The organism is Microbacterium halophytorum, assembly GCF_002970975.1.
Taxonomy (GTDB): domain Bacteria; phylum Actinomycetota; class Actinomycetes; order Actinomycetales; family Microbacteriaceae; genus Microbacterium; species Microbacterium halophytorum.
In genome coordinates, this window is record NZ_KZ672984.1 from 91,813 (window position 1) to 112,212 (window position 20,400).

Annotated in this window: 18 protein-coding genes; 8 read left to right on the forward strand and 10 right to left on the reverse strand. The window is 71.4% G+C overall.

Annotated features, from left to right (window positions below; genetic code table 11):
- Positions 1 to 59: 59 nt before the first annotated feature.
- From C0010_RS05255 to C0010_RS05265, 3 genes are all read right to left on the reverse strand, one after another.
- Positions 60 to 983, reverse strand: a complete 924-nt coding sequence (locus C0010_RS05255) for a M23 family metallopeptidase (RefSeq protein WP_105566022.1) — start codon at positions 981 to 983, stop codon at positions 60 to 62.
- A 293-nt stretch (positions 984 to 1,276) separates the two neighbouring features.
- On the reverse strand, positions 1,277 to 2,173 hold the full coding sequence (locus C0010_RS05260; RefSeq protein ID WP_232531729.1) for a M23 family metallopeptidase: 897 nt from the start codon (positions 2,171 to 2,173) through the stop codon (positions 1,277 to 1,279).
- A gap of 206 nt (positions 2,174 to 2,379) precedes the next feature.
- On the reverse strand, positions 2,380 to 3,078 hold the full coding sequence (locus C0010_RS05265) for a metal-dependent transcriptional regulator (RefSeq protein ID WP_105566023.1): 699 nt from the start codon (positions 3,076 to 3,078) through the stop codon (positions 2,380 to 2,382).
- Between the two features lie 112 nt (positions 3,079 to 3,190).
- Between C0010_RS05265 and serC the strand changes: the two genes are divergently transcribed.
- A complete protein-coding gene (serC, locus tag C0010_RS05270) occupies positions 3,191 to 4,303 on the forward strand; it encodes a phosphoserine transaminase (protein ID WP_105566024.1) in 1,113 nt (370 codons plus the stop codon).
- Between the two features lie 70 nt (positions 4,304 to 4,373).
- On the opposite strand, the gene C0010_RS05275 is transcribed toward serC, so the two are convergent.
- Positions 4,374 to 5,087, reverse strand: coding sequence for a DUF3027 domain-containing protein (locus C0010_RS05275; protein ID WP_105566025.1), 714 nt, complete (start codon positions 5,085 to 5,087; stop codon positions 4,374 to 4,376).
- Complete coding sequence (locus C0010_RS05280) at positions 5,080 to 5,472, reverse strand: cold-shock protein (RefSeq protein ID WP_105566026.1); 393 nt, start codon at positions 5,470 to 5,472, stop codon at positions 5,080 to 5,082. Before C0010_RS05280 ends, C0010_RS05275 begins: the two co-directional genes overlap by 8 nt.
- Before the next feature lie 84 nt (positions 5,473 to 5,556).
- On the opposite strand from C0010_RS05280, the gene C0010_RS05285 reads away from it, so the two are divergent.
- From C0010_RS05285 to C0010_RS05295, 3 genes are read left to right on the forward strand one after another with little or no spacing between them, the layout of a single operon-like run.
- Positions 5,557 to 5,832, forward strand: a complete 276-nt coding sequence (locus C0010_RS05285) for a multidrug ABC transporter ATPase (RefSeq protein ID WP_105566027.1) — start codon at positions 5,557 to 5,559, stop codon at positions 5,830 to 5,832.
- Positions 5,833 to 5,837: 5 nt separating this feature from the next.
- Positions 5,838 to 7,511 (forward strand): helicase-associated domain-containing protein, encoded by a 1,674-nt coding sequence (locus C0010_RS05290; protein WP_105566028.1) that lies wholly within the window; start codon positions 5,838 to 5,840, stop codon positions 7,509 to 7,511.
- Positions 7,512 to 7,556: 45 nt separating this feature from the next.
- Positions 7,557 to 9,203 (forward strand): DNA repair helicase XPB, encoded by a 1,647-nt coding sequence (locus tag C0010_RS05295; protein ID WP_105566029.1) that lies wholly within the window; start codon positions 7,557 to 7,559, stop codon positions 9,201 to 9,203.
- A 67-nt stretch (positions 9,204 to 9,270) separates the two neighbouring features.
- Here the strand turns inward: C0010_RS05295 and C0010_RS05300 are convergent, their stop codons facing one another.
- From C0010_RS05300 to C0010_RS05320, 5 genes are read right to left on the reverse strand one after another with little or no spacing between them, the layout of a single operon-like run.
- Entirely contained in the window at positions 9,271 to 10,794 is a 1,524-nt protein-coding gene (locus C0010_RS05300) for an inositol monophosphatase family protein (RefSeq protein ID WP_105566030.1), read from the reverse strand.
- Positions 10,791 to 11,837, reverse strand: a complete 1,047-nt coding sequence (locus C0010_RS05305; RefSeq protein WP_105566031.1) for an ABC transporter ATP-binding protein — start codon at positions 11,835 to 11,837, stop codon at positions 10,791 to 10,793. The genes C0010_RS05300 and C0010_RS05305 overlap by 4 nt, the downstream gene beginning before the upstream one ends.
- A 7-nt stretch (positions 11,838 to 11,844) precedes the next feature.
- A complete protein-coding gene (locus C0010_RS05310; RefSeq protein WP_105566032.1) occupies positions 11,845 to 12,666 on the reverse strand; it encodes an ABC transporter permease in 822 nt (273 codons plus the stop codon).
- Positions 12,666 to 13,634 carry an ABC transporter permease gene (locus tag C0010_RS05315; RefSeq protein ID WP_232531730.1) on the reverse strand — a complete coding sequence of 323 codons (969 nt, stop codon included), beginning with the start codon at positions 13,632 to 13,634 and terminating at the stop codon, positions 12,666 to 12,668. Before C0010_RS05315 ends, C0010_RS05310 begins: the two co-directional genes overlap by 1 nt.
- Positions 13,631 to 14,785: an extracellular solute-binding protein gene (locus C0010_RS05320; protein ID WP_105566034.1), complete on the reverse strand. Its 1,155-nt coding sequence runs from the start codon at positions 14,783 to 14,785 to the stop codon at positions 13,631 to 13,633. The genes C0010_RS05315 and C0010_RS05320 overlap by 4 nt, the downstream gene beginning before the upstream one ends.
- Positions 14,786 to 14,940: 155 nt before the next feature.
- Here C0010_RS05320 and C0010_RS05325 point away from each other — a divergent pair, with 155 nt between their 5' ends.
- The 4 genes from C0010_RS05325 to mqo all read left to right on the forward strand — a co-directional run bounded on the left by C0010_RS05325 (position 14,941) and on the right by mqo (position 20,324).
- Entirely contained in the window at positions 14,941 to 16,047 is a 1,107-nt protein-coding gene (locus C0010_RS05325; RefSeq protein WP_105566083.1) for a LacI family DNA-binding transcriptional regulator, read from the forward strand.
- A 101-nt stretch (positions 16,048 to 16,148) separates the two neighbouring features.
- On the forward strand, positions 16,149 to 16,844 hold the full coding sequence (locus C0010_RS05330) for a response regulator transcription factor (protein WP_105566035.1): 696 nt from the start codon (positions 16,149 to 16,151) through the stop codon (positions 16,842 to 16,844).
- Between the two features lie 13 nt (positions 16,845 to 16,857).
- The gene (locus C0010_RS05335) at positions 16,858 to 18,543 is read left to right on the forward strand and encodes a sensor histidine kinase (protein ID WP_232531731.1); all 1,686 of its coding nucleotides are present in this window, start codon (positions 16,858 to 16,860) and stop codon (positions 18,541 to 18,543) included.
- 335 nt (positions 18,544 to 18,878) lie between these two features.
- Positions 18,879 to 20,324: a malate dehydrogenase (quinone) gene (gene mqo, locus C0010_RS05340; RefSeq protein ID WP_105566036.1), complete on the forward strand. Its 1,446-nt coding sequence runs from the start codon at positions 18,879 to 18,881 to the stop codon at positions 20,322 to 20,324.
- Positions 20,325 to 20,400: the final 76 nt, after the last annotated feature.

Genomic DNA, 20,400 nt, shown 5'->3' on the forward strand with positions numbered 1-20,400 from the left:
GAAGAACGGCGCCGCCTCCCCGTACAGGGAGGCGGCGCCGTTCTTCGGTGACGCTGCGATCAGCCGATCGGCAGGTACGAACGAGGGTCGTAGGCCGTGCCGTTGATCCAGACCTCGACGTGGAGGTGATTGACGTCGCTGAACCCGGTCGAGCCGACGTAGCCGATGACGTCGCCCTTCTGCACGGCCTGGCCGGCCGAGACGGCGACGGCCGACATGTGGCCGTTCTTGATCGTGGTCTGGCTGCCGTCGACGGTGCCGCTGAGCTGGACCAGGTTGCCGTAGCCGCCCGACCAGCCGGCACTGTCCACCGTGCCGTCGATCGCCGCGACGATCGGCGTACCCGAGGGAGCCATCATGTCCTGGCCCATGTGGATCGTGCCGCTGTTGGGGCGGTACACGCCGAAGCCGTGCACGCCCGGCGTTCCGAGGCTGTAGCTGCTGGATCCGAGCGGGTTCGCGAAGCCGCCCGAGACGACGGGCTCCTCGGCGGAGATGTTCGCCGGCTTGTAGCCCGAGCTCGACGCGGCGGCGGCAGCGGCCTCGGCCTCCTTCGCCCGCTTGGCCGCGGCCTCCTTCGCCTTCTCCTTCTCGATCTCCTTGGGCGTCGTCGCCGAGTACTTCGCGACCTCGAGGTCGGCGGCCTTCACGTCGTCGCCGACGGAGAGCGACTGCGCATTCTCCTCCGCGAGCTGGTGCGCCGAGGGCGAGGCCGTCTCGTCGACGGACGTCGTCGTCACCGCGTAGGCGGGGATCGCGACGCCGGCCAGGAGTGCGACGACGGCACCGACGGTCGCCAGGGAGCGAACCGGGCGTGCGTGCGGGTGCGCCTTCTTGTCGGCCTTGTCGGCGCGGCGGGCGCCAGCGGCGAACTCCCGCTCGGCGCGGCGCAGCTCGCGCCGGGTGATGGGGGCGGTACCGCTGCTCTTGGGGGCTGTGTCCGCGGCTTCGGGTGTGCGCGCGGTCGAGTCCGTGTGGGTCAAAAGGTTTCCTCCGTCGCCTCTCACCCAGGAAGTGCCGGCTCGTCAACACTGTTTCGGGGGCAGTGTGTCCTGCGGGAAGGACGAGCCGGTGAGGCGCTTGCCCGCGGGAACCGCCGGATGGATCTTCATCCGGCGGTGAACTCAACCATACGGGAAGATAACGAAAATGTCACAACCGGGTCACGGATTCTCATCTTCCGTCGATACGACGGCCAGACTCCACCCAGAGTCGCACCGGAGCAGACGCGGGAATGGGGCCGCGCGGCGAGCCGCGGGCCCCGCTCCCGGCCGAGTCAGAGGCCCAGGTACGGGACCGGGTCGGTGATCGCGCCGTTGATGCGGAGCTCGATGTGCAGGTGCGACCCGAACGAATGGCCGGTGTTGCCGACCTGGCCGATCTGCTGGCCGGCCGTGACGGTCTGTCCGACCTGGACTGCGCGCGATCCGTACGTCATGTGGCCGTAGAGCGTCGTGGTGCCGTCGAGGTGGTCGATCGCGACCGTGACGCCCCAGCCGCCCAGACTCTCGGTCGAGGTCACGACCTTGCCGGGCTTGACGGCGTAGATCGGCGTCCCGGAGCTCGCGGACAGGTCTGCACCCTCGTGACCGCTGCTCACAGTCCGCTCGATGCGGTACGAGCCGCGCGGGAGCGGATTGGCGACGCCGTCGATCGGCTCGATCGAGGACGTCGCAACGGAGGTCGACGCGGAAGACTCCGACGTGCTCGCGGCCGTGGCAGCGGCGGCCTTCTCTGCGGCGGCCGCCTCCTTGGCGCGTTTCTCGGCCGCTTCCGCGGCCTTCTCCTTCGCGATCTCGTCCGGCGTCGTCGCCGAGTACTTCGCGACCGAGAGCTCGCCGACCTTCACATCGTCGCCGACGGCGAGGCTCTGCGCGTTCTGCTCGGCGATGTCCTGGGCCGACGGGGCGTCGGCGGTCGGCTGCGAGTCGGCGCTGCTGGCCGCGTACGCGGGGATCGCGACGCCGGCGATCAGCGCGAGAACGGCACCCACCGTCGCGACGGAGCGCACGGGGCGCGCCTGATGCCGCTTCTTCTCGGAGCGGCGCGCGTCGGCCCGGAACTCGCGCTCGGCACGGCGCATGTCGCGCCTGCTGATCACGACGGGACCGTTCTCGGGGGTCGACTGCTCCGCAGCCTCGGGGGCGCCTGCGGACGAATCGTTGTGGGCCAAGAGCTGTCCTCCGCCGCCTCTCGCACTCGGGTGTGCGGCTCGTCGGCACTGGTCGGGGTCAGTGCGACCCGCGGGAGGGACGAGCCGAAGAGGCGCTGACCCGCGGGTACCGCCCGATGATGCGCCGGGCGACGGGTCTACCGTACGCGAAGATAACGGAAATGTCACGGACCGAATCTGAGCGTCGCCCGATGCGGCGCTCGGCGTCAGCGCTGGTCGACGAGGAAGACGTGCGAAGCGATCTCCACGGGGAGCTCCAGGGCCTCGTCCTGGCCGTCCATCTCGACGAGCACGTAGCCCTCGCTGTAGCGGAACGAGCCGGCGCCACCGGGCACGACGCCCGCACCGCGCAGCTGCTCGAGGAGCTCGGGGTCGACCTGCGCCGGCTCCGCGAGCCTGCGCACCGTGCCCGTGAGCCCGTCACCGGCGGCGTCGAGAGCCTTCACGAGACCCACGACACCCTCATCGAACTCGCCGCCGGCGTCGCCGCCGATCGCGTCGAGGCCGGGGATCGGGTTGCCGTAGGGCGACTCGGAGGGGTGGCCGAGGAGCTCGACGAGGCGGCGCTCGACCTGCTCGCTCATCACGTGCTCCCATCGGCACGCCTCTTCGTGCACGAAGGCCCAGTCGAGACCGATCACGTCGGACAGCAGGCGCTCGGCGAGGCGGTGCTTGCGCATCACGTCGACGGCCTTGCGGCGGCCCTCGTCGCTGAGCTCGAGGCGGCGGTCCTCGCCGACGTGCACGAGGCCGTCGCGCTCCATGCGACCGACCGTCTGCGAGACCGTCGGCCCCGAGTGGCCGAGGCGCTCCGAGATGCGCGCGCGGAGGGGAACGATGTTCTCCTCTTCCAGCTCCAGAATGGTGCGCAGGTACATCTCGGTGGTGTCGATCAGATCGGTCATCAAGGCCTCCGTAACAGCAACTGAGGCAAGCCTACCCCGGCGGTCCTGGCGCGGCGCGGCGGCCGTCGAGCCGGATGTGGTCGGGCGCCCCGCGCGGCCCTACGATTGACCCATGACGCTCACGATTCCCGCGGAACTCCTGCCAGCCGACGGCCGCTTCGGATGCGGCCCCTCGAAGGTCCGAGCCGACCAGGTGACGGCCCTCGCCGCCGCGGGCGGATCGCTCCTCGGCACCTCGCACCGCCAGCGCGGAGTGAAGGACCTCGTCGGCAGCGTGCGCGAGCAGATCGCCTCGCTCTTCCGCCTCCCCGAGGGCTACGAGGTCGTGCTGGGCAACGGCGGCTCCACGGCGTTCTGGGACGCCGCGGCGTTCGGCCTGATCGAGAAGCGCAGCCAGAACCTGACGTTCGGCGAGTTCGGCGGCAAGTTCGCGAAGGCGGCGGCCGCCCCGTGGCTCGAGGCGCCGGATGTCCGCAAGGCCGAACCGGGCACGATCGCCCGGCCGGAGCCCGTCGTGGGCGTCGACGTGTACGCGTGGCCGCACAACGAGACCTCGACGGGCGCCTACGCCCCCGTCCGCCGCGCGGCCGGCGACGACGGCGCGCTGACCGTGATCGACGCGACGAGCGCCGCGGGCGGCATCGACGTCGACATCTCGCAGACGGACGTCTACTACTTCGCCCCCCAGAAGAACCTCGGCTCCGACGGCGGCCTCTGGATCGCGATCATGTCGCCCGCGGCGATCGAGCGCGCCGAGCGCATCGCGGCGAGCGGCCGCTACATCCCGGAGTCGCTGAGCCTCACGACCGCGATCGACAACTCGCGCAAGAACCAGACGTACAACACCCCGGCGATCGCGACTCTGCACCTGCTCGACAGCCAGCTGCGGTGGATCAACGGCAACGGCGGGCTCGTCTGGGCCGACGCCCGCACCCGTGAGTCGTCCGGCGTGCTGTACGACTGGGCCGAGGCGTCGGATGTCGCGACCCCGTTCGTCGCGGACTCCGAGCACCGCTCCCCCGTCGTCGCCACGATCGACTTCGCCGACGACGTGGATGCGGCAGCCGTCGCCGCGACGCTGCGCGCCAACGGCATCGTCGACACCGAGCCCTACCGCAAGCTCGGCCGCAACCAGCTGCGCGTCGCGACGTTCGTCTCGATCGAACCGGACGACGTGCGCCAGCTGGTCCGCTCGATCGAGTACGTGCTGGCGAACCAGGGCTGACCGCCCGCGCACTGACGGAAACGGCGGCCGCTCCCCTCGGGGAGCGGCCGCCGTTTCCGTTCGTCCTGCGTCAGTCGTCGTCCTCCGGCGCCTCATCCGCGTCGTCGTCCGATCCGTCGACGTCCGCTCCGGCGCCCGCGTCGAGCTCGTCGATGTCGACACCGTCGACGTCTCCCGCGTGCAGGATCGGCGAGCCGTCGCTCGAGTAAGGGTCGGCCTCGTCGTCCGGCCCGCCCTCGTACGCGTCGAACTCGTCGAAGCTGATGTCGTCGCCGGCGTCCTCCGCGTCGCCGGCTTCGCCCTCGTCGCCGCCTTCTGCGGCGCGCGCCGCCTTCTCGGCTGCCTCCGCCTCGGCCTGGGCGCGCTGCTGCTCCTGGTATTCCTTGAGGCGCACCGACCACGGCACCCACTCGGGCGCCAGCAGCGCATCGTCGCCGGGGAGCAACTCGGCCTCGAGCACGGTCGGCTCTGCACCCTCGACGACGGCGAGCGACACCGTCCAGAACCAACCGGGGTAGCCGAGCAAGCGGTTGGCGAACAGGAGCGAGACGACGCCGTCGCGCTCGACTCGGTGGCCGGCCGGCTCGCCGATCGTGGTCTCCGGCGTGATCTCGCGCAGCGCCGCGAGCGCGAGGTCGTGCGCCTCGATCAGCCGCGCGTCGGGCTCGACCGGCTCGGCCGGGCCAGCGGGCACCGCATCCGGCGCCGTCGTCGGCTCACCGGTCGCGTCGATCGCCTCGGTCTCTTCGGTCGCGTCGCGATAGTCGTCCGTCGGCTCAGGCATCGATCTCGTCCGCTACCTTGCGCAGGACCTCGGCGGCCTTGTGCGCGTGGGAGTGCGTCGGGTAGTGACCGCGGCGCAGGTCTTCGCCCACGCCGTCGAGCAGCCGCACAACGTCCTCGATGATGACCGCCAGTTCATCCGGCTTCTTGCGCGACGCCCTGGGCGGCTTGGCGCGCCCCGCCGGGCGCTCGAGCACGCGCACCGAGAGTGCCTGCGGCCCCTTGCGCCCGTCGGCCATGCCGAACTCGACGCGCGTGCCTGCCTTGATCGCCTCCGCGTCGGCGGGCAGCGCGGAAGCGTGCAGGAAGACGTCCTGGCCATCGTCCGCTGAGATGAAGCCGAAGCCCTTCTCGTCGTCGTAGAACCTGACCTTGCCGGTGGGCATGGGGCACCCCTTGCTGAAGCAGAACCGAATGAGATGTCGGGCGAAGGCCCTGCCCCCAGCCTACCCGGGCGTATCCTTGAGAGGATGAGCAATAAGGAGTCCGCGCCGGAGCCCCCGGTTCGCACGATCGACCGCTTCCTGACGTTCGCGTCGCTCGGCACGATCGTGATCTCGGTCGTCTGCTTCTTCGTGATCCTGATTGCGAGCGCCACGGGCGTCTCGGCCGAGCAGTTCGGCGAGGGCGCGTGGCCGATCGTGTCGTGGGTGCCGATGATCGGCCTGCCCGTCGGGTTCCTCATGATGCTGACGCTCATCGTCATGACGATGATCAGGAAGGGACGCGCCGCGAGGCAGTCCTGACACCCATGCCGACCAGCGCCGAGCCCCGCATCCGCTCCCTCGCGGAGCGGCTCGCCGCGGCGGAGGACGCCGAGCTTTCCCGGCTGTTCGCCGAGCGGGGCGTCTCACGGTCGGCGCCGTGGCACGACTGGTTCGACGCGGCCGACGCCCTGCTCGCCCCCGAATCGATCGCGAAGTCCGTCTCGGCGCTCCCTCGCGACGCGCTCGCGGCGCTCGCGTCGGGCGCCAGCGACTGCGCGCCGCTCGGGCTCGTCGACGCGGCGGGCCGCCCGTTCGCACCCGTGCTCGAGGCCGTCCCGAGCGATCTGCTCCCCCCGCGGCCCTCGACGCCTCCCGCCGCGTCCGACGACGCTTCGGCGCACGCCGCGGAACGGGCGTTCACCGCCATGTCGGCGATGGCCGACATCCTGATCGAGGGGCTGCGCACGCCGCTGCCGCGCGTCGGGGGCCGCCTCGGTGCGAACGAGCGGCGCCGGCTGGCCCAGGACGGCGTCGTCGCGAGCGCCGAGGACGCCGACCTGATCACGGCGGCCGCCGAGGCCGCCGGCCTGATGCGCGGCGATGACCGGCGGTGGCTCGTGACCCGCGCGGGCGCGGATTGGACATCGTCGGCGACGCCCGAGCGCTGGTCGGCCCTCGCCGAGGGTCTGCGCGCCGCGCTCCCCGACGGCCTGCGCGACGGCGGCGGCTGGGTCGACCCCTCGGCCTGGCCCGACGCCTACCCGCTGCTCGACACGTGGCCGGAGGACGCCGAGCGCTGGCGCGAGATGTTCGAGCTGGCGGGGCTCATCGCGGCCGACGGCGAGCCGCCGTGGGCGGCGCCGCTGCGGCAGGGCCGGCGCGCCGACCCGAGCGGGCTGCTCGCGCTGCTCCCGCACGAGGTCGACCAGGTGTTCCTGCAGAACGACCTCACGGCGATCTCTCCCGGAACCCTCGCACCGCCGCTCGATATGCGGCTCCGTTCGATCGCCGTGCGGGAGTCGCACGCCCAGGCGTCGTCGTACCGATTCACGCAGGCCTCCGTCTCCGCCGGCCTGGCCGCGGGCGAGACGGCCGCGAGCATCCGGGAGTTCCTCGGCGGCATCTCGCTCACCGGGGTTCCGCAGCCGCTCGAGTACCTCGTCGAGCGCACGGCGCAGCGCCACGGCCTCGTGCGGGTCTCGCTCGACCCGTCGACGGGCCACAGCGTCGTGTCGAGCCCCGACCACCACCTCCTCGAGACGATCTCCGTCGACCAGTCCGTGCGCGCGCTGGGCCTCGTCGCCGACGGCGCGCTGCTGCGCACCCGCGCCGACCGCCGCGCCGTGTACTGGGGCCTGCTCGACGCGCGCTACCCCGTCGTCGCGATCGACGACGACGGCGCCGTCGTCACGATGAGCCGCGACAGGGTCGCTCCGGATGACGACGCCGACGACGACCGCTACGCCGCCCTGATCGCCCGGCTGCGCGCGGCGGAGAGCGGTGACGCCGACGCCGCATGGCTCGAGCGCGAGCTCGGCGCGGCCGTCAAGGACAAGGCCTCGCTCGTCGTCGCCGTCGCGATGCCCGATGGCTCGACGCGCGAGCTCACTCTCGAGGCGACGGGCCTGGGCGGCGGCCGCCTGCGCGGGCTCGACCGCGGCGCCGACGTCGAGCGCACGCTGCCCGTGAAGTCGATCGCCGCCGTGCGCCGGGCTTAGGCCCGCCGGGGCCGCTCCGCCCCATCCGGCGTAAACTTGTTGGCTATGGCTGATGGCCCCCTGATCGTGCAGAGCGATCGCACTGTGCTCCTGGAAGTCGCGCACCCCGACGCCGAGAGCGCGCGGCACGAACTCGCGGTGTTCGCCGAGCTCGAGCGCGCGCCCGAGCACATCCACACCTACCGCGTTACGCGGCTCGGCCTGTGGAATGCTCGCGCGGCCGGCCACACCGCCGACGACATGCTCGCGACCCTCGACCGCTGGACGCGCTTCCCCGTGCCGCCGTCGGTGTCGACCGACATCCGCGAGACGGTCGACCGCTACGGCCGGCTCACGATCGAGCGCGACGACGACGGCCGCCTGATCCTGCGGTCGAGCGACCCTGCCGTGCTCGCCGAGGTGTCGCGCAACAAGAAGGTGAAGCCGCTGCTCGTCGATCACCCGGAGACGGGGGTCTTCGTGATCGACGTGTGGGCGCGCGGCCAGATCAAGCAGGAACTGCTCAAGGTCGGTTGGCCGGCCGAGGACCTCGCCGGCTACACGCCGGGCACACCGCACGAGATCGCCCTCGACGAGACCGAATGGCACCTGCGCCCCTACCAGCGGCACGCGGTCGACACCTTCTCGGCCGACGGCTCGGGAGTCGTCGTGCTGCCGTGCGGCGCCGGCAAGACCCTGGTCGGCGCAGGCGCGATGGCCGAGACGAAGACCACGACGCTGATCCTCGTGACGAACGCCGTCTCGGCCCGCCAGTGGCGCGATGAGCTCCTCAAGCGCACGACGCTGACGGAGGAGGAGATCGGCGAGTACTCCGGGCAGGTCAAGGAGATCAAGCCCGTCACGATCGCGACGTACCAGATCCTCACCGCGAAGCGGAAGGGCGAGTACGCGCACCTCGGCGTGCTCGACGCGCTCGACTGGGGCCTCATCGTCTACGACGAGGTGCACCTGCTGCCCGCTCCCGTGTTCAAGCTGACGGCCGACCTGCAGGCCCGCCGCCGGCTGGGCCTGACCGCGACGCTCGTGCGCGAGGACGGCCGCGAGGGCGACGTGTTCAGCCTGATCGGCCCCAAGCGCTTCGACGCGCCGTGGCGCGAGATCGAGGCGCAGGGCTTCATCGCGCCCGCGGCCTGCTACGAGGTGCGCGTCGACCTCCCGGCCGACGAGCGCCTCGAGTACGCGGCGAGCGCCGACGACGACCGCTACCGGCTGGCCGCGACGGCACCGGCGAAGATCGGCGTGGTGCGGCGCATCATCGCGAATCACCCCGGCGAGCAGGTGCTCGTGATCGGCCAGTACCTCGACCAGTTGCAGGAGCTCTCCGACGGCCTCGGCGCCCCGCAGATCACGGGTTCGACGCCCGTCGACGAGCGGGAGCGCCTGTTCCAGGCGTTCCGCGAGGGCGCGCTGCCGGTGCTCGTGGTCTCGAAGGTCGCCAACTTCTCGGTCGACCTGCCGGATGCGTCGGTCGCGATCCAGGTGTCCGGTTCGTTCGGCTCGCGGCAGGAGGAGGCCCAGCGCCTCGGCCGGCTGCTGCGCCCGAAGCAGGACGGCCAGACCGCGAGCTTCTACACCCTGATCGCGCGCGACACGGTCGACCAGGACTTCGCGCAGAACCGCCAGCGCTTCCTCGCCGAGCAGGGCTACAGCTACACGATCTACGACGCCGACGCGCTCGCCGCCGCGGCCTGAGCGGGGCGCCCGCTCGGGCGCCCCGCTCAGGCGTGCGCGCCGGGCGATCGGATGCGGTCGCCCGGCGTCACCCCACCGACGACGCGTCCCTCCCCCGGGCCGCCGAGTACTCGGTCAGGAGCGCGTCGGCGGCAGCCGCGCTGGCACCGACGAAGACCGGGCCGGAATCCGGATGCAGGCTGCTCGCGCCCGATTCGTCGCGCACGGCGCCTCCGGCCTCGGCGACGATGAGCAGGGCGGCCGCGTGATCGATCGGGCTGTAGCGATGCACCATCGCCGCCGCGCCGCGGCCGAGTGCGACGCCCGCGAGGGTCGCAGTCCCCGAGCCGGGCACGCGCAGCGTGCAGCCGCGGTCCGAGAGGCCCGACAGCAGCTCCACGAAGCCGGGCCATGCCCGCGCGCCCGCGAGCTCCGTCGTGACCATGCGCCCGACGAGCGGGTCGCCGTCCGCCGGCTCCGGCACGGCGATCCGCTCGCCGCCGCGCCAGGCCCCTGCACCCTCCGCCGCGATCACGGGCGTCTCGCCGACCGGATCGAGCACGGCGGCGACGACGGGCCTGCCCTCCGTGACGAGCGCGAGCGAGAAGCTGGTCCACGGCACGCCGTTCGCGAGGTTCGCGGTGCCGTCGATCGGGTCGAGGTACCAGCACGGCGCCGCCCCGTCGGAGGTGCCGCCGTACTCCTCGCCCACGATGTCGTGCTCGGGGAACTGCGCGCCCAGGACCGCCCTCACGTCGCGCTCGACCGCCGTGTCCACTTCCGTCACGTGGTCGGCCGCGTCGCGCTTCGTCCTGACGATGCCGACGCCCTCCGTCCGCGCCCGGCGCGTGTGCGCGGCGGCGTGTGCGGCGAGCGACTCGACGATCGCGAGGGCGCGGGCACCCTCGTCGCGCACGTCCGCCGCCACCGCGTCGCGGATGGCCCGGAGGCGGTTGGTCGTGATCGAGTCGGCGCCGATGCGCGCCAGGTGCGCGGCCTGGGCCGGCTCGTCGACCGTCCAGCACGCGACGCGCGCGCCGAGCGCGTGCACCGCGGCGACGAAGCCGGCGCCGACCAGCAGGTGCGGCGCGTTCACGAACGTCGGGCGCAAGGGTTCGAGATCCGCCGCACGCGGAGGCTCGGCCGAGCTCCACGGCAGGTGGATCACCGCATCCGGCATCGCCTCGCGCACGATGCGCATGGCGTCGGCGCTGCCGCACCACTCGGTGTGCGCCTCGGCCCGTGCCGTGCGCACGGCCTCGACCGCCGCCGCGGCCGGTGCCGGGTGGTCCATGTCGATGAGGAGGGCGGCGCCCGTGCCCGCGACCCGCTCGAGGGCCTCGGCCAGCAGCGGGATGCGGTGCCGGCCCCCTCCGACCTCCGCCACCTCGGCGAGCGTCATCTCGGCGACGGGCCGCGCGTCGCCCCACAGGCGCTCCAGCGTCGGGTCGTGCAGCAGAACGGCGGCGCCGTCGCTCGTGAGCCGCACGTCGACCTCGATCACTTCGGCGCCCGCGGCGAGCGCCGCGTCGACCGCCGCGAGCGTGTTCTCCCTCGCGCCGTGCGCATCGCTGCCGTGATACCCGCGGTGGGCGACGATCCGGGCGCTCATGCCGCGACCCGCTCTCGGATCAGGACCGGCTCCCCGTCGAGCACGGATGCGAGGACGCCGTCGTCGTACCTCAGCGCCCGCGCGATCCGGATCCGCACCTCATCGCCGACGGCCGGAACGTCGCCGCCGACGTACGAGCGCAGCTCGACGCCGCGCGCCGCAACGGCGATCTCCGTGAAGTGCCCGTGCGGGAGGACGCGGGTCACCGTCGCCGGAATGCCGTGATCGACCAGTTCGACGTGCTCGGGGCGCACGATCCAGCGCACGCCGTCCCTGCCCTCCCCGAGGTCGGGCGCCGGGATCGTGTTGCTGGCGCCGATGAACCCAGCCACGAACTCCGTCGCGGGTGCGCGGTAGAGCTCGCCGGGCGTCGACACCTGCTCGATGCGCCCGCCGTTCATCACGGCGACCCGATCCGAGACGGCCATCGCCTCCTCCTGGTCGTGTGTCACGAGGACGGTCGTGATGCCGAGGCGCTGCTGGATGTCCCTGATCTCCTCGCGGACCCGCACGCGCAGCTTCGCGTCGAGGTTCGACAGCGGCTCGTCGAGCAGGAGGAGCTGCGGGCGCTGGACGAGGGCCCTCGCGAGGGAGGCCCGCTGCTGCTCGCCTCCGGAGATCCGCGCGGGCCTGCTGTCGGCGTGGTGCGAGAGCCCGACGAGCTCCAGCACCTCGGTCACGCGCTGCGCGATCTCCCTGCGGGGAACGCGCGCGATGCGCAGCGGGTAGCCGACGTTCTTCGCCACGGTCATGTGGGGCCACAGTGCGTAGTTCTGGAACACCATCGCGCTGGGCCTCCTCTCCGGTCCGAGAGCCGTGACGTCGCGGCCGGCGACGGCGACGCTCCCGCTCTCCGGGGAGAGGAAGCCCGCGATCATCCGGAGCGTCGTCGTCTTCCCGCAGCCGGATGGGCCGAGCAGCGAGACGAGCTCCCCCTCCGCGATGTCGAGCGAGAGGCTGTCGACGATCGTTCGGCCTCCCAGTTCCTTCGTCAGGCCGGCGAGTCGCAGGCCGGGCACGTCGGTCGGGTTCGTGTCTGACACGGTTCTCCTAGCGGATCTGGAAGCCCTCGGCCAGCTGCCCGCCCATGATGTATCGACGGGTCAGCAGCAGGAGGACGACGGAGGGGATGGACAGCATGAGCGCGAACACGGCGGCGACCTGCTGGGGGTAGTTCAGGACGAGGGAGTACATCTCGGTGGGCATGGTCATGAAGGAGGGCGCACCGACGAGATACGTGCCCTGCGACTCGTCGAACGAGGCGAGGAACGACATCACGGCGGCGACGAGGATGCCGGGCATCGCCATCGGCAGCGTCACCGTCAGGAACACGCGCAGGCGCCCGGCGCCCGCATCGCGGGCCGCCTCCTCGAGGGAGCGGGGGACGGCGCTGAAGGCGGCGGCGGGGATCCACGTCATGAACACGACCGTCCCGATCACGTGCACGATGACGATGCCGAGCGCGGTCTCCATGAGGTTCAGGCCGTAGAACACGGTCGCCATCGCGACGAACAGCCCCATCTTGGGGAACGCGTTCGTCGCGAACAGGCCGACGAGGAAGACCCGCCGCCCCGGGAAGTCGAAGCGCGAGAACGCGTACGCGGCCGGTAGGCAGACCACGGCCGACACGATGACCGTCACCGGCGCGAAGAACAGCGAGTTCTGGATCGACGCGAACAGGCCGGGATCGGACAGCACCACGCGCCACCAGTCGAGCGTGAGGCCGTCCGGGAGCAGGTTCGGGTACGTCCAATCGGTCGCGAAGGCGTGCATCGCGAGCCAGACGAGCGGGCCGAGGATGAAGCACGCGACGATGGCGATGAGCGCGCCGGAGACGACGCGCCCCGCGGTGCGGCGGACGAGTTCGGCCATCAGACCCTGCCCTCCTGCTTCGCGCTGCGGAAGTTCGCCCAGACGTACAGCGCGGCGACCCCCGAAGCGATGACGAACACGACGACGGCGATCGCGGCGGCCTGCTGCGGCTGGTTGAACGACTGGAAGTACTTGCTGATGTCGACGCCCAGCTGCTGCGGCGCGTTCGGGCCCGTGAAGTAGGGAACGGTGAACTGCCCGAGCACCCCGATCGCGGTGAACGTCGACGCGATCACGAGCGGGATCCCCGCCATCGGCACCAGCACCCCGCGGACGATCGCGAAGGTCGACGCTCCGGCGTCGCGCGCGGCATCGATCAGGGCATCCGGAACGGCCTGCATGCCGGATGTCGCCATCAGCAGGGCGAAGGGCAGGTTGACCCATACCGAGGCGATGACGACTCCCGCCACGGTGAATCCGAGCACGGGGGCCTCGAGGCCGAACTGGGCGAACAGGCTGCGCACGAACCCGTCTCCCGCGTAGAACGTGAGGATCGCCCACGACGCGATCACGACGGGGATGAACAGCGGCACGATGCCGAGGCCCGACAGCGCCGCGCCGAGCCATCCGCCCCTCATCCGCAGGAACACCGCGATGCCGATCGCCATCGCGAGCGTGACGCCCGTGGTCACGACCGTGACGAACACCGTGGCTCCGAGGTCGCGCCCGAACCGCGCATCGGAGAAGAGATCGGCATAGGCGGCGAGCGTGGCGAGCCCGTCGGCCTCGTGCACGTTCTGGCCGATCGCGGCCGCCGTGCTGTTGAGCCCGCCCGTCATGCCGAAGCTGAAGCCGATCGACAGCAGGACGGGGAGCCCGACGAACAGGGCGATCAGGATGACCGGCGGCAGAGCCATCGAGAAGCCGACGGCCCGGCGCCGCGAGTGCGCGATCTGCGCGGCCGAGCGGGAGGGCCGCGCCGTCGCGCGCGACCCTCCGCTCACCGCGGGGATGACCTGAGCCGTCACGGAACTCGCTTGTCCCATTCGTTGGCCATGTCCGAACCGACCTCGCTGTAGTAGCCGGGCCTCAGCGCGGAAGGATCCGCGTCGGCGAACTTGTCGGCGACCTCGGTCGGCAGGGTGTCGAGGGAGACGACCGGGTAGCCCGAGATCTGCTCGGCGATGATCTGCTGCCCCTCCGAGCTCAGCACGAAGTTCACGAGGTCGATCGCGGCGTCGGTGTGCTCGCTCGTCCGGGGGATGCCGAGGTACGAGGCGTTGCCCGTGAAGCTCGGGTCGCTGATCTGCGTGTACCCGACCGTCTCGGGGACCAGACCCGATTTCTGGCCGGTGATGAACTGGTCGCTCCACACCGGAGCCATCGCGATCTCGCCGCTCGCGAGGAGGTCCAAGACCTGGTTGTTGCCGTTCGGGTACACGCCGCCCTGGTACACGGACTCGCCGAGCTCGGAGAGCCGCTCGAAGCCGGCGTCCCAACCCGCTTCCAACTCCTGCGCGTACCCCGCGCGGAGCGCTTCCTGGTCCTGCTCGGAGAGGAAGCTGTCGAGCACGGTCGTGACGAAGGCTCCGCCCGATCCGCCCGTCGACGGCGAGTTGTACGCGAACTGGCCCGGGTTCTCCTCGATCCAGGCGAGCAGGCCGTCGAGCGTGCGCGGCGGCTCGGCGACCTTCTCGGTGTCGTACGCCAGCAGCACGGACGAGGCGCGGTACGGGATGCCGACGCCCTTGCCCGCGTCGATCGTGGGCTGCGCGACCGACGCGAGGCCGTCGATCGAGTCCGCGTCGACCTCGAGCAGGGTGTCGGCCTCCGCCGCGCTCGAGACCACGAAGCCGGCGTCGATGAGGTCGAAGCCGGGCGCGTCGCCCGCCTCGGTGGCCGTGGTCAGCTTCGCCACCGTCTGCTGGTCGTGCTCGCCGTGGAGATCGATCGTCGTGCTGACCTCGACCTCGGGGTTCGCCTCCTGGTAGGCGGGGATGATGCCCTTCTCCCACAGGTCCTGCACGTTGGTGTCGCCCGAGATGAAGACGGTGAGGCTCGAATCGCCCGTCGAGGCGTCGGCGGCGGAGCCGTCGGTGGCGACGGGGCCGCATCCGGCGAGGGCGCCGACGGCGGCGATGCCTGCCGCGGCGGCTCCGAGTGCGCGCTTTCTGGTCACAGTGCGTTTCCTTCTGTCGAAGATCGGCTGCGATGGTCATCGCATCGTTTCGATGATCGAGTCGCCGCGTGGCCGGTCGGTGAACTCCCGGCAACGCGTCGCGAGTCGGACGACGAACGTATCGAAACGTTGCGATCGGTGGTTACTGTGTGGGTGTGCACGCACCTTCCACGAACGGGAACAGCGAGGGGCGCGGCCGGTCGGGCCGCGCCACGATCGCCGATGTCGCCGAGCGCGCCGGGGTCTCCACGTCGACGGCGTCGCTCGCGTTCCGGGGCTCCGACCGCGTGCTCGAACCCACCAGGCAGCGCATCCTCGCCGCCGCGTCGGCGCTCGGCTACCGGGGGCCGAACCCGATCGCGAGCTCGCTGCGCCTCGGGCGCAGCGGCATCGTCGGCATCGTCGTCGCGGAGCGCGTCGGCCTGGCGTTCCAGAACCCCGTCGCGCTGGCGACCATGGACGGCCTCTCCGAGAGCCTCGACCGCGTCGGCTTCGGCCAGCTTCTCCTGCCCGGCCGTGCGAACGCCGTCGGGCGCCCCGATCCGCTGCAGTCCCTCCCCGTCGACGCCGTCGTCTTCGCCACGCGCGGCGAGGAGTTCGACGAACTGCTCCCCCTCGTCCGGTCCCGCGGCGTGCCCATGGTCGGCATCGAGGGCCCGCACGCCGACGACATCACGCTCGTCGAGATCGACGACCGCGGCGGCACGACGCGCCTCGCCGAGCGCGTCGCGGCGCTGGGCCACACGGATGTCGGCGTCATCATGCGCACGACGCAGCTCGGCGACGCGCGTCCCCCCGGGCCCGTCGAGCCGGTCGGATCCCGGCTCGACGCGATCGCGAACCGCACCATCCGCGGCCGGCTCGAGGCGGTCCGAGAGGTGTTCGCGCGCGCCGCGCGCGTCGAAGCGGGCGGCCGCGACTCGGAGGCGGGCGCCGCCGCGGCCCGCGTGCTGCTGGACGCCCGCCCGCACACCACCGCCGTCCTCGCGCAGAACGATGTGCTCGCCGCTGGCGCAGTCGCGGCCGCGCGCGAGCGCGGGCTGCGCGTGCCGGAGGACCTCACGGTCACGGGGTTCGACGGAATCGAGATCCCCTGGCTCGACCTGCCGCTGACGACGGTGCGCCAGCCCCTGCGCGACAGGGGGCGAGAGGCGGGGCGCCTGGTCGAGGAGCTCCTGGCGGGCGGGCGTCCCGCCCCCGTCGTCATGCCGGTCGACGTCGTCCCCGGTGCCACCGCGGCGCCGCCGCGGCACTCCCTCTGACGCCGCCGGCGCACGCCCGCCATCCGTTCGCCGAAAGGGAAAATCCCCCGTAGAACCGCGTTTTCCGCCGCAATCACGGCTGGGACCGACATAATGGGGCCATGAGCGCACCTCGCATCCTGGTCGTAGACGACGAGCCGAACATCCGTGACCTGCTCTCGCAGAGCCTCCAGTTCGCGGGGTTCCAGGTCCGCACCGTCATCAACGGCGCCCAGACGATCTCGGCCGTGCTCGAGGAGGAGCCCGACCTGATCGTGCTCGACGTGATGCTCCCCGACATGAACGGGTTCAGCGTCACGAAGCGCCTGCGCGACGCCGGCTACACGGCACCGATCCTCTTCCTCACGGCGAAGGACGAGACCGAGGACAAGATCAAGGGCCTCAACGCTGGCGGCGACGACTACGTCACCAAGCCGTTCAGCCTCGATGAGATCGTCGCGCGCATCCAGGCGATCCTCCGCCGCACGATGCAGAATGAGGAGGAGGAGCAGGTCATCCGGGCCGGCGAGCTCACGATGGATCAGGACACGCACGACGTCTACGTCGGCGACACCCACATCGAGCTCAGCCCGACCGAGTTCAAGCTCCTGCGCTACCTGATGCTGAACCCGAACCGCGTGCTCAGCAAGGCCCAGATCCTCGACCACGTCTGGGAGTACGACTTCAACGGCGACGCCGGCATCGTCGAGAGCTACATCTCGTACCTGCGCCGCAAGATCGACCCGGAGGCCTCCGAGCCGCTGATCCAGACCAAGCGAGGCTTCGGCTACATGCTCAAGGTCGACAAGGCGGTCTGAGGCCCGCCCCGTCGTGGCCGACAAGACCGACGCCGTCACCCGCTGGTGGCGGCGCATCAGCCTGAGGGCGAAGGTCACGGGCGTCACCGTCGCGGTGCTCGCGATGGGCCTGTTCGTCGCGGGCGTCGGCACGTCCTTCGTGCTCTACAGCGCGCTGCTGAACAACGTCGACGAGACCGTGACGCACCTCGTGCAGACGGAGGACGTCGCCGAGCGCCTGCTCTCGGTCTCGCAGAGCGAGGACGGCACGATCCAGATCACGCCGAACGACGACGACCTCAGCATGGGCTACTACATCGCCCTCTACGGCCCCGACGGGGCTCTCATCGGCTCGGCCGGCGGCATCGGCGATGACGAGGAGGAGCCCGACTTCCCCGCGGAGCTGACCCCCGACAGGGCGAAGACCCTCGAGTCGACCGTCTTCGCGCTCACCTCCGACTCGGGCGAGCGGTTCCGCGCCTCCGCCGCCGTCGTCGAGCTGCCGGACACCAACACGCTGTACAGCCAGGTCATCGCCATGGGCGAGGCCGACACGCTCAGCGTCGTGCGCACCTACTTCGTCGTCTTCACGTTCGTCGCGATCATGACGATCGTCGCCGGCGCCTTCCTCACCCGCTGGGTCGTAACGCTCACGTTCCGCCGGTTCGGCCAGGTCGAGGAGACCGCCATGGCGATCGCCGGCGGCGACTTCGGCCAGCGCCTCCCGGCGACCGAGCCCCGCACGGAGATCGGCCGGCTCACGATCGCGATCAACACCATGCTCGACCGCATCGACGAATCGATCGAGCAGCGGGAGTCGACCGTGCGCCAGATGCGCCGCTTCATCGGCGACGCCAGCCACGAGCTGCGCACTCCGCTCGTCAGCGTGCGCGGCTATGCCGAGCTGTACCGGATGGGCGCCATCACGAACGAGGAGGACCTCGACCGCACGATGGAGCGGATCGAGAAGGAGGCCATCCGAATGGGCGCCCTCGTCGAGGACCTCCTCGCGCTCGCACGCCTCGACGAGAAGCGCCCCCTCGAGATCACGGCGATCGACCTGCGCGCGCTCGCGAGCGACGCGGCAATGGACGCCCGCGCGGCCGACGGCTCGCGCGAGATCCGGGTCGTCGACCGCACGCCGGCGGCGGCCGCGCCGCTCCCGCCTCGGCCCGCACCGCCCGCGTCCGACGACTCGCCCCGCCGGGCCCCGACGGCGCTGGAGCGCGCGACGACCTCGGCCATCAGCATCCTCCGCCGGCGTCCCAAGGGCGCGCCGACGGAGGAGGAGATGCACGCCGAGACCCGGCCGGTGCCGCGCCTGCCCCGCCCCGTACCGCCGCCGGCGCCGATCGTGCTGGGCGAGGACCACAAGGTGCGCCAGGTCGTCGCGAACCTGCTCGGCAACGCCCGCAGGTACAGCCCGGACGGCAGCCCGATCGAGCTCGAAGTCGGCACTGACGCCGCGGCGGGCATGGGCTGGATCGCCGTCGTCGACCACGGCGAGGGCGTGCCGGAGGCCATCCGGAGCCAGATCTTCCAGCGCTTCTGGCGCGCCGACACGTCCCGGGCCAGGGAAACGGGCGGCAGCGGCCTCGGCCTCGCGATCGTGTCGTCGATCGTCGAGGCGCACCACGGCACCGTCTCGGTCGCCGAGACCCCCGGCGGCGGCGCGACGTTCCGCGTGTCCCTCCCCCTGCAGGGGCGCAACGCCGGCTGACACAGCGCCGCGGTCGCACCCCACCCCGCCGGCCCGCGCGTGATCGAGGAGATTCCGCAACATCGAGGACGTTCCCGCGCATATCCTCCGAGAAGTCGCCGTTCTTCCTCGATTCTGCGCGTCGCTTCCCCTGCAGGGGCGCGACGGCGGCTGACACAGCGCCGCGGTCGCACTCCACCCCGCCGGCCCGCGCGTGATCGAGGAGATTCCGCAGCATCGAGGACGTTCCCGCGCATATCCTCCGAGAAGTCGCCGTTCTTCCTCGATTCTGCGCGGGCGCCGGAGTTCACGGCTGGCGTGGAGCCTCGCACGGCCGCGAGATTTAGGATGATCTGGTGACTGAAACTGTTGATGTCGTCCTGATCGGCGGCGGCGTGATGTCCGCGACGCTCGGCACCCTCCTGAAGGAGCTGCAGCCCGACTGGAAGATCGCCGCATTCGAACGCCTCGGCGACGTCGCGCAGGAGAGCTCCAACCCCTGGAACAACGCAGGCACCGGCCACGCCGCGCTGTGCGAGCTCAACTACATGCCGAACCCGGATGACCCGGCGAAGGCCGTGAACATCAACGAGCAGTTCCAGGTGAGCCGGCAGATGTGGGTCTCACTGATCGAGCGGGGCATCCTCTCGGCCCCCGACACGTTCATCAACGCGACCCCTCACATGACGTTCGTGCGCGGCGAGAAGGACGTGGAGTACCTGCGCCAGCGCTACGAGACGCTGAAGGACCAGCCTCTGTTCGAGGGCATCGAGTTCAGCGACGACTCGCGCGTCATCAACCAGTGGGCACCGCTCCTGATGCAGAAGCGGCGGGCGGGCGAACCGTTCGCGGCCACGCGCGTGCCCGCGGGCACCGACGTCGACTTCGGCGCGGTGACCCACCAGCTCTTCGACCATCTGACCGCCAACGGCGTCGACCTGCACCTCGACCACGAGGTCCGCAAACTGAAGCGCCGCAAGGACGGCACGTGGGACATCACCTACCGCAACCTGGCGGGCAGGACGCCCGGCAGGATCAACGCGAAGTTCGTGTTCGTCGGCGCGGGCGGATGGGCGATCAAGCTGCTGCAGTCGGCGAAGATCCCCGAGATCCGCGGCTACGGCGTCTTCCCGATCGGCGGCCAGTTCTTGAAGACGTCCAACCCGAAGCTCGTCGCACAGCACAGGGCCAAGGTCTACTCGCAGGCGGCCGTCGGCGCGCCGCCGATGTCGGTGCCGCACCTCGACGCGCGCATGGTCGACGGCGAGGGCTCGCTGATGTTCGGCCCGTTCGCGACCTTCAGCCCGAAGTTCCTCAAGCAGGGCAAGTGGAGCGACATCGTCGCGCAGGTGCGCCTCGGCAACATCGGCTCGATGCTGAAGGTCGGCGCCACCAACCTCGACCTCGTGAAGTACCTCGTCAGCGAGCTGATGAAGGGCCGCGAGAAGAAGCTCGACGGCCTGCGCGAGTTCATGCCGACCGCGAAGGACTCCGATTGGGAGCTCATCCAGGCCGGTCAGCGCGCCCAGGTGATGAAGGGCGGCAAGCTGCAGTTCGGCACCGAGGTCGTCTCGTCGGCCGACGGTTCGATCGCCGGCCTGCTCGGCGCATCGCCCGGTGCCTCCACGGCCGTGCCGATCATGCTGAACCTGCTCGAGAAGTGCTTCCCCGCCGAGTTCCCCACTTGGAAGCCCGAGCTCGAGAAGCTCGTGCCGAGCCTCGGCGCTGCCCTCAACGACGACGCCGCGCTCGCGGAGAAGACGGTCTCGGCGAGCGCCGAGAAGCTCGGCATCAACCGCTGACGCCTTCCGCGAAGCGCCCGCCCGGTCATCCGGCGCGGGCGCTTCGTCTTCGGGCCGTGCCCGGCCACTTCGAGGA

What these genes read in the sequence shown, in the direction of transcription:
- C0010_RS05300 (WP_105566030.1), bottom strand. Translation starts at nt 10,794, where the DNA reads ATGAGCGCCCGGATCGTCGCCCACCGCGGGTATCACGGCAGCGATGCG.
- C0010_RS05290 (WP_105566028.1), top strand. Translation starts at nt 5,838, where the DNA reads ATGCCGACCAGCGCCGAGCCCCGCATCCGCTCCCTCGCGGAGCGGCTC.
- C0010_RS05275 (WP_105566025.1), bottom strand. Translation starts at nt 5,087, where the DNA reads ATGCCTGAGCCGACGGACGACTATCGCGACGCGACCGAAGAGACCGAG.
- serC (WP_105566024.1), top strand. Translation starts at nt 3,191, where the DNA reads ATGACGCTCACGATTCCCGCGGAACTCCTGCCAGCCGACGGCCGCTTC.
- C0010_RS05285 (WP_105566027.1), top strand. Translation starts at nt 5,557, where the DNA reads ATGAGCAATAAGGAGTCCGCGCCGGAGCCCCCGGTTCGCACGATCGAC.
- C0010_RS05280 (WP_105566026.1), bottom strand. Translation starts at nt 5,472, where the DNA reads ATGCCCACCGGCAAGGTCAGGTTCTACGACGACGAGAAGGGCTTCGGC.
- C0010_RS05265 (WP_105566023.1), bottom strand. Translation starts at nt 3,078, where the DNA reads ATGACCGATCTGATCGACACCACCGAGATGTACCTGCGCACCATTCTG.
- C0010_RS05295 (WP_105566029.1), top strand. Translation starts at nt 7,557, where the DNA reads ATGGCTGATGGCCCCCTGATCGTGCAGAGCGATCGCACTGTGCTCCTG.
- C0010_RS05330 (WP_105566035.1), top strand. Translation starts at nt 16,149, where the DNA reads ATGAGCGCACCTCGCATCCTGGTCGTAGACGACGAGCCGAACATCCGT.
- C0010_RS05310 (WP_105566032.1), bottom strand. Translation starts at nt 12,666, where the DNA reads ATGGCCGAACTCGTCCGCCGCACCGCGGGGCGCGTCGTCTCCGGCGCG.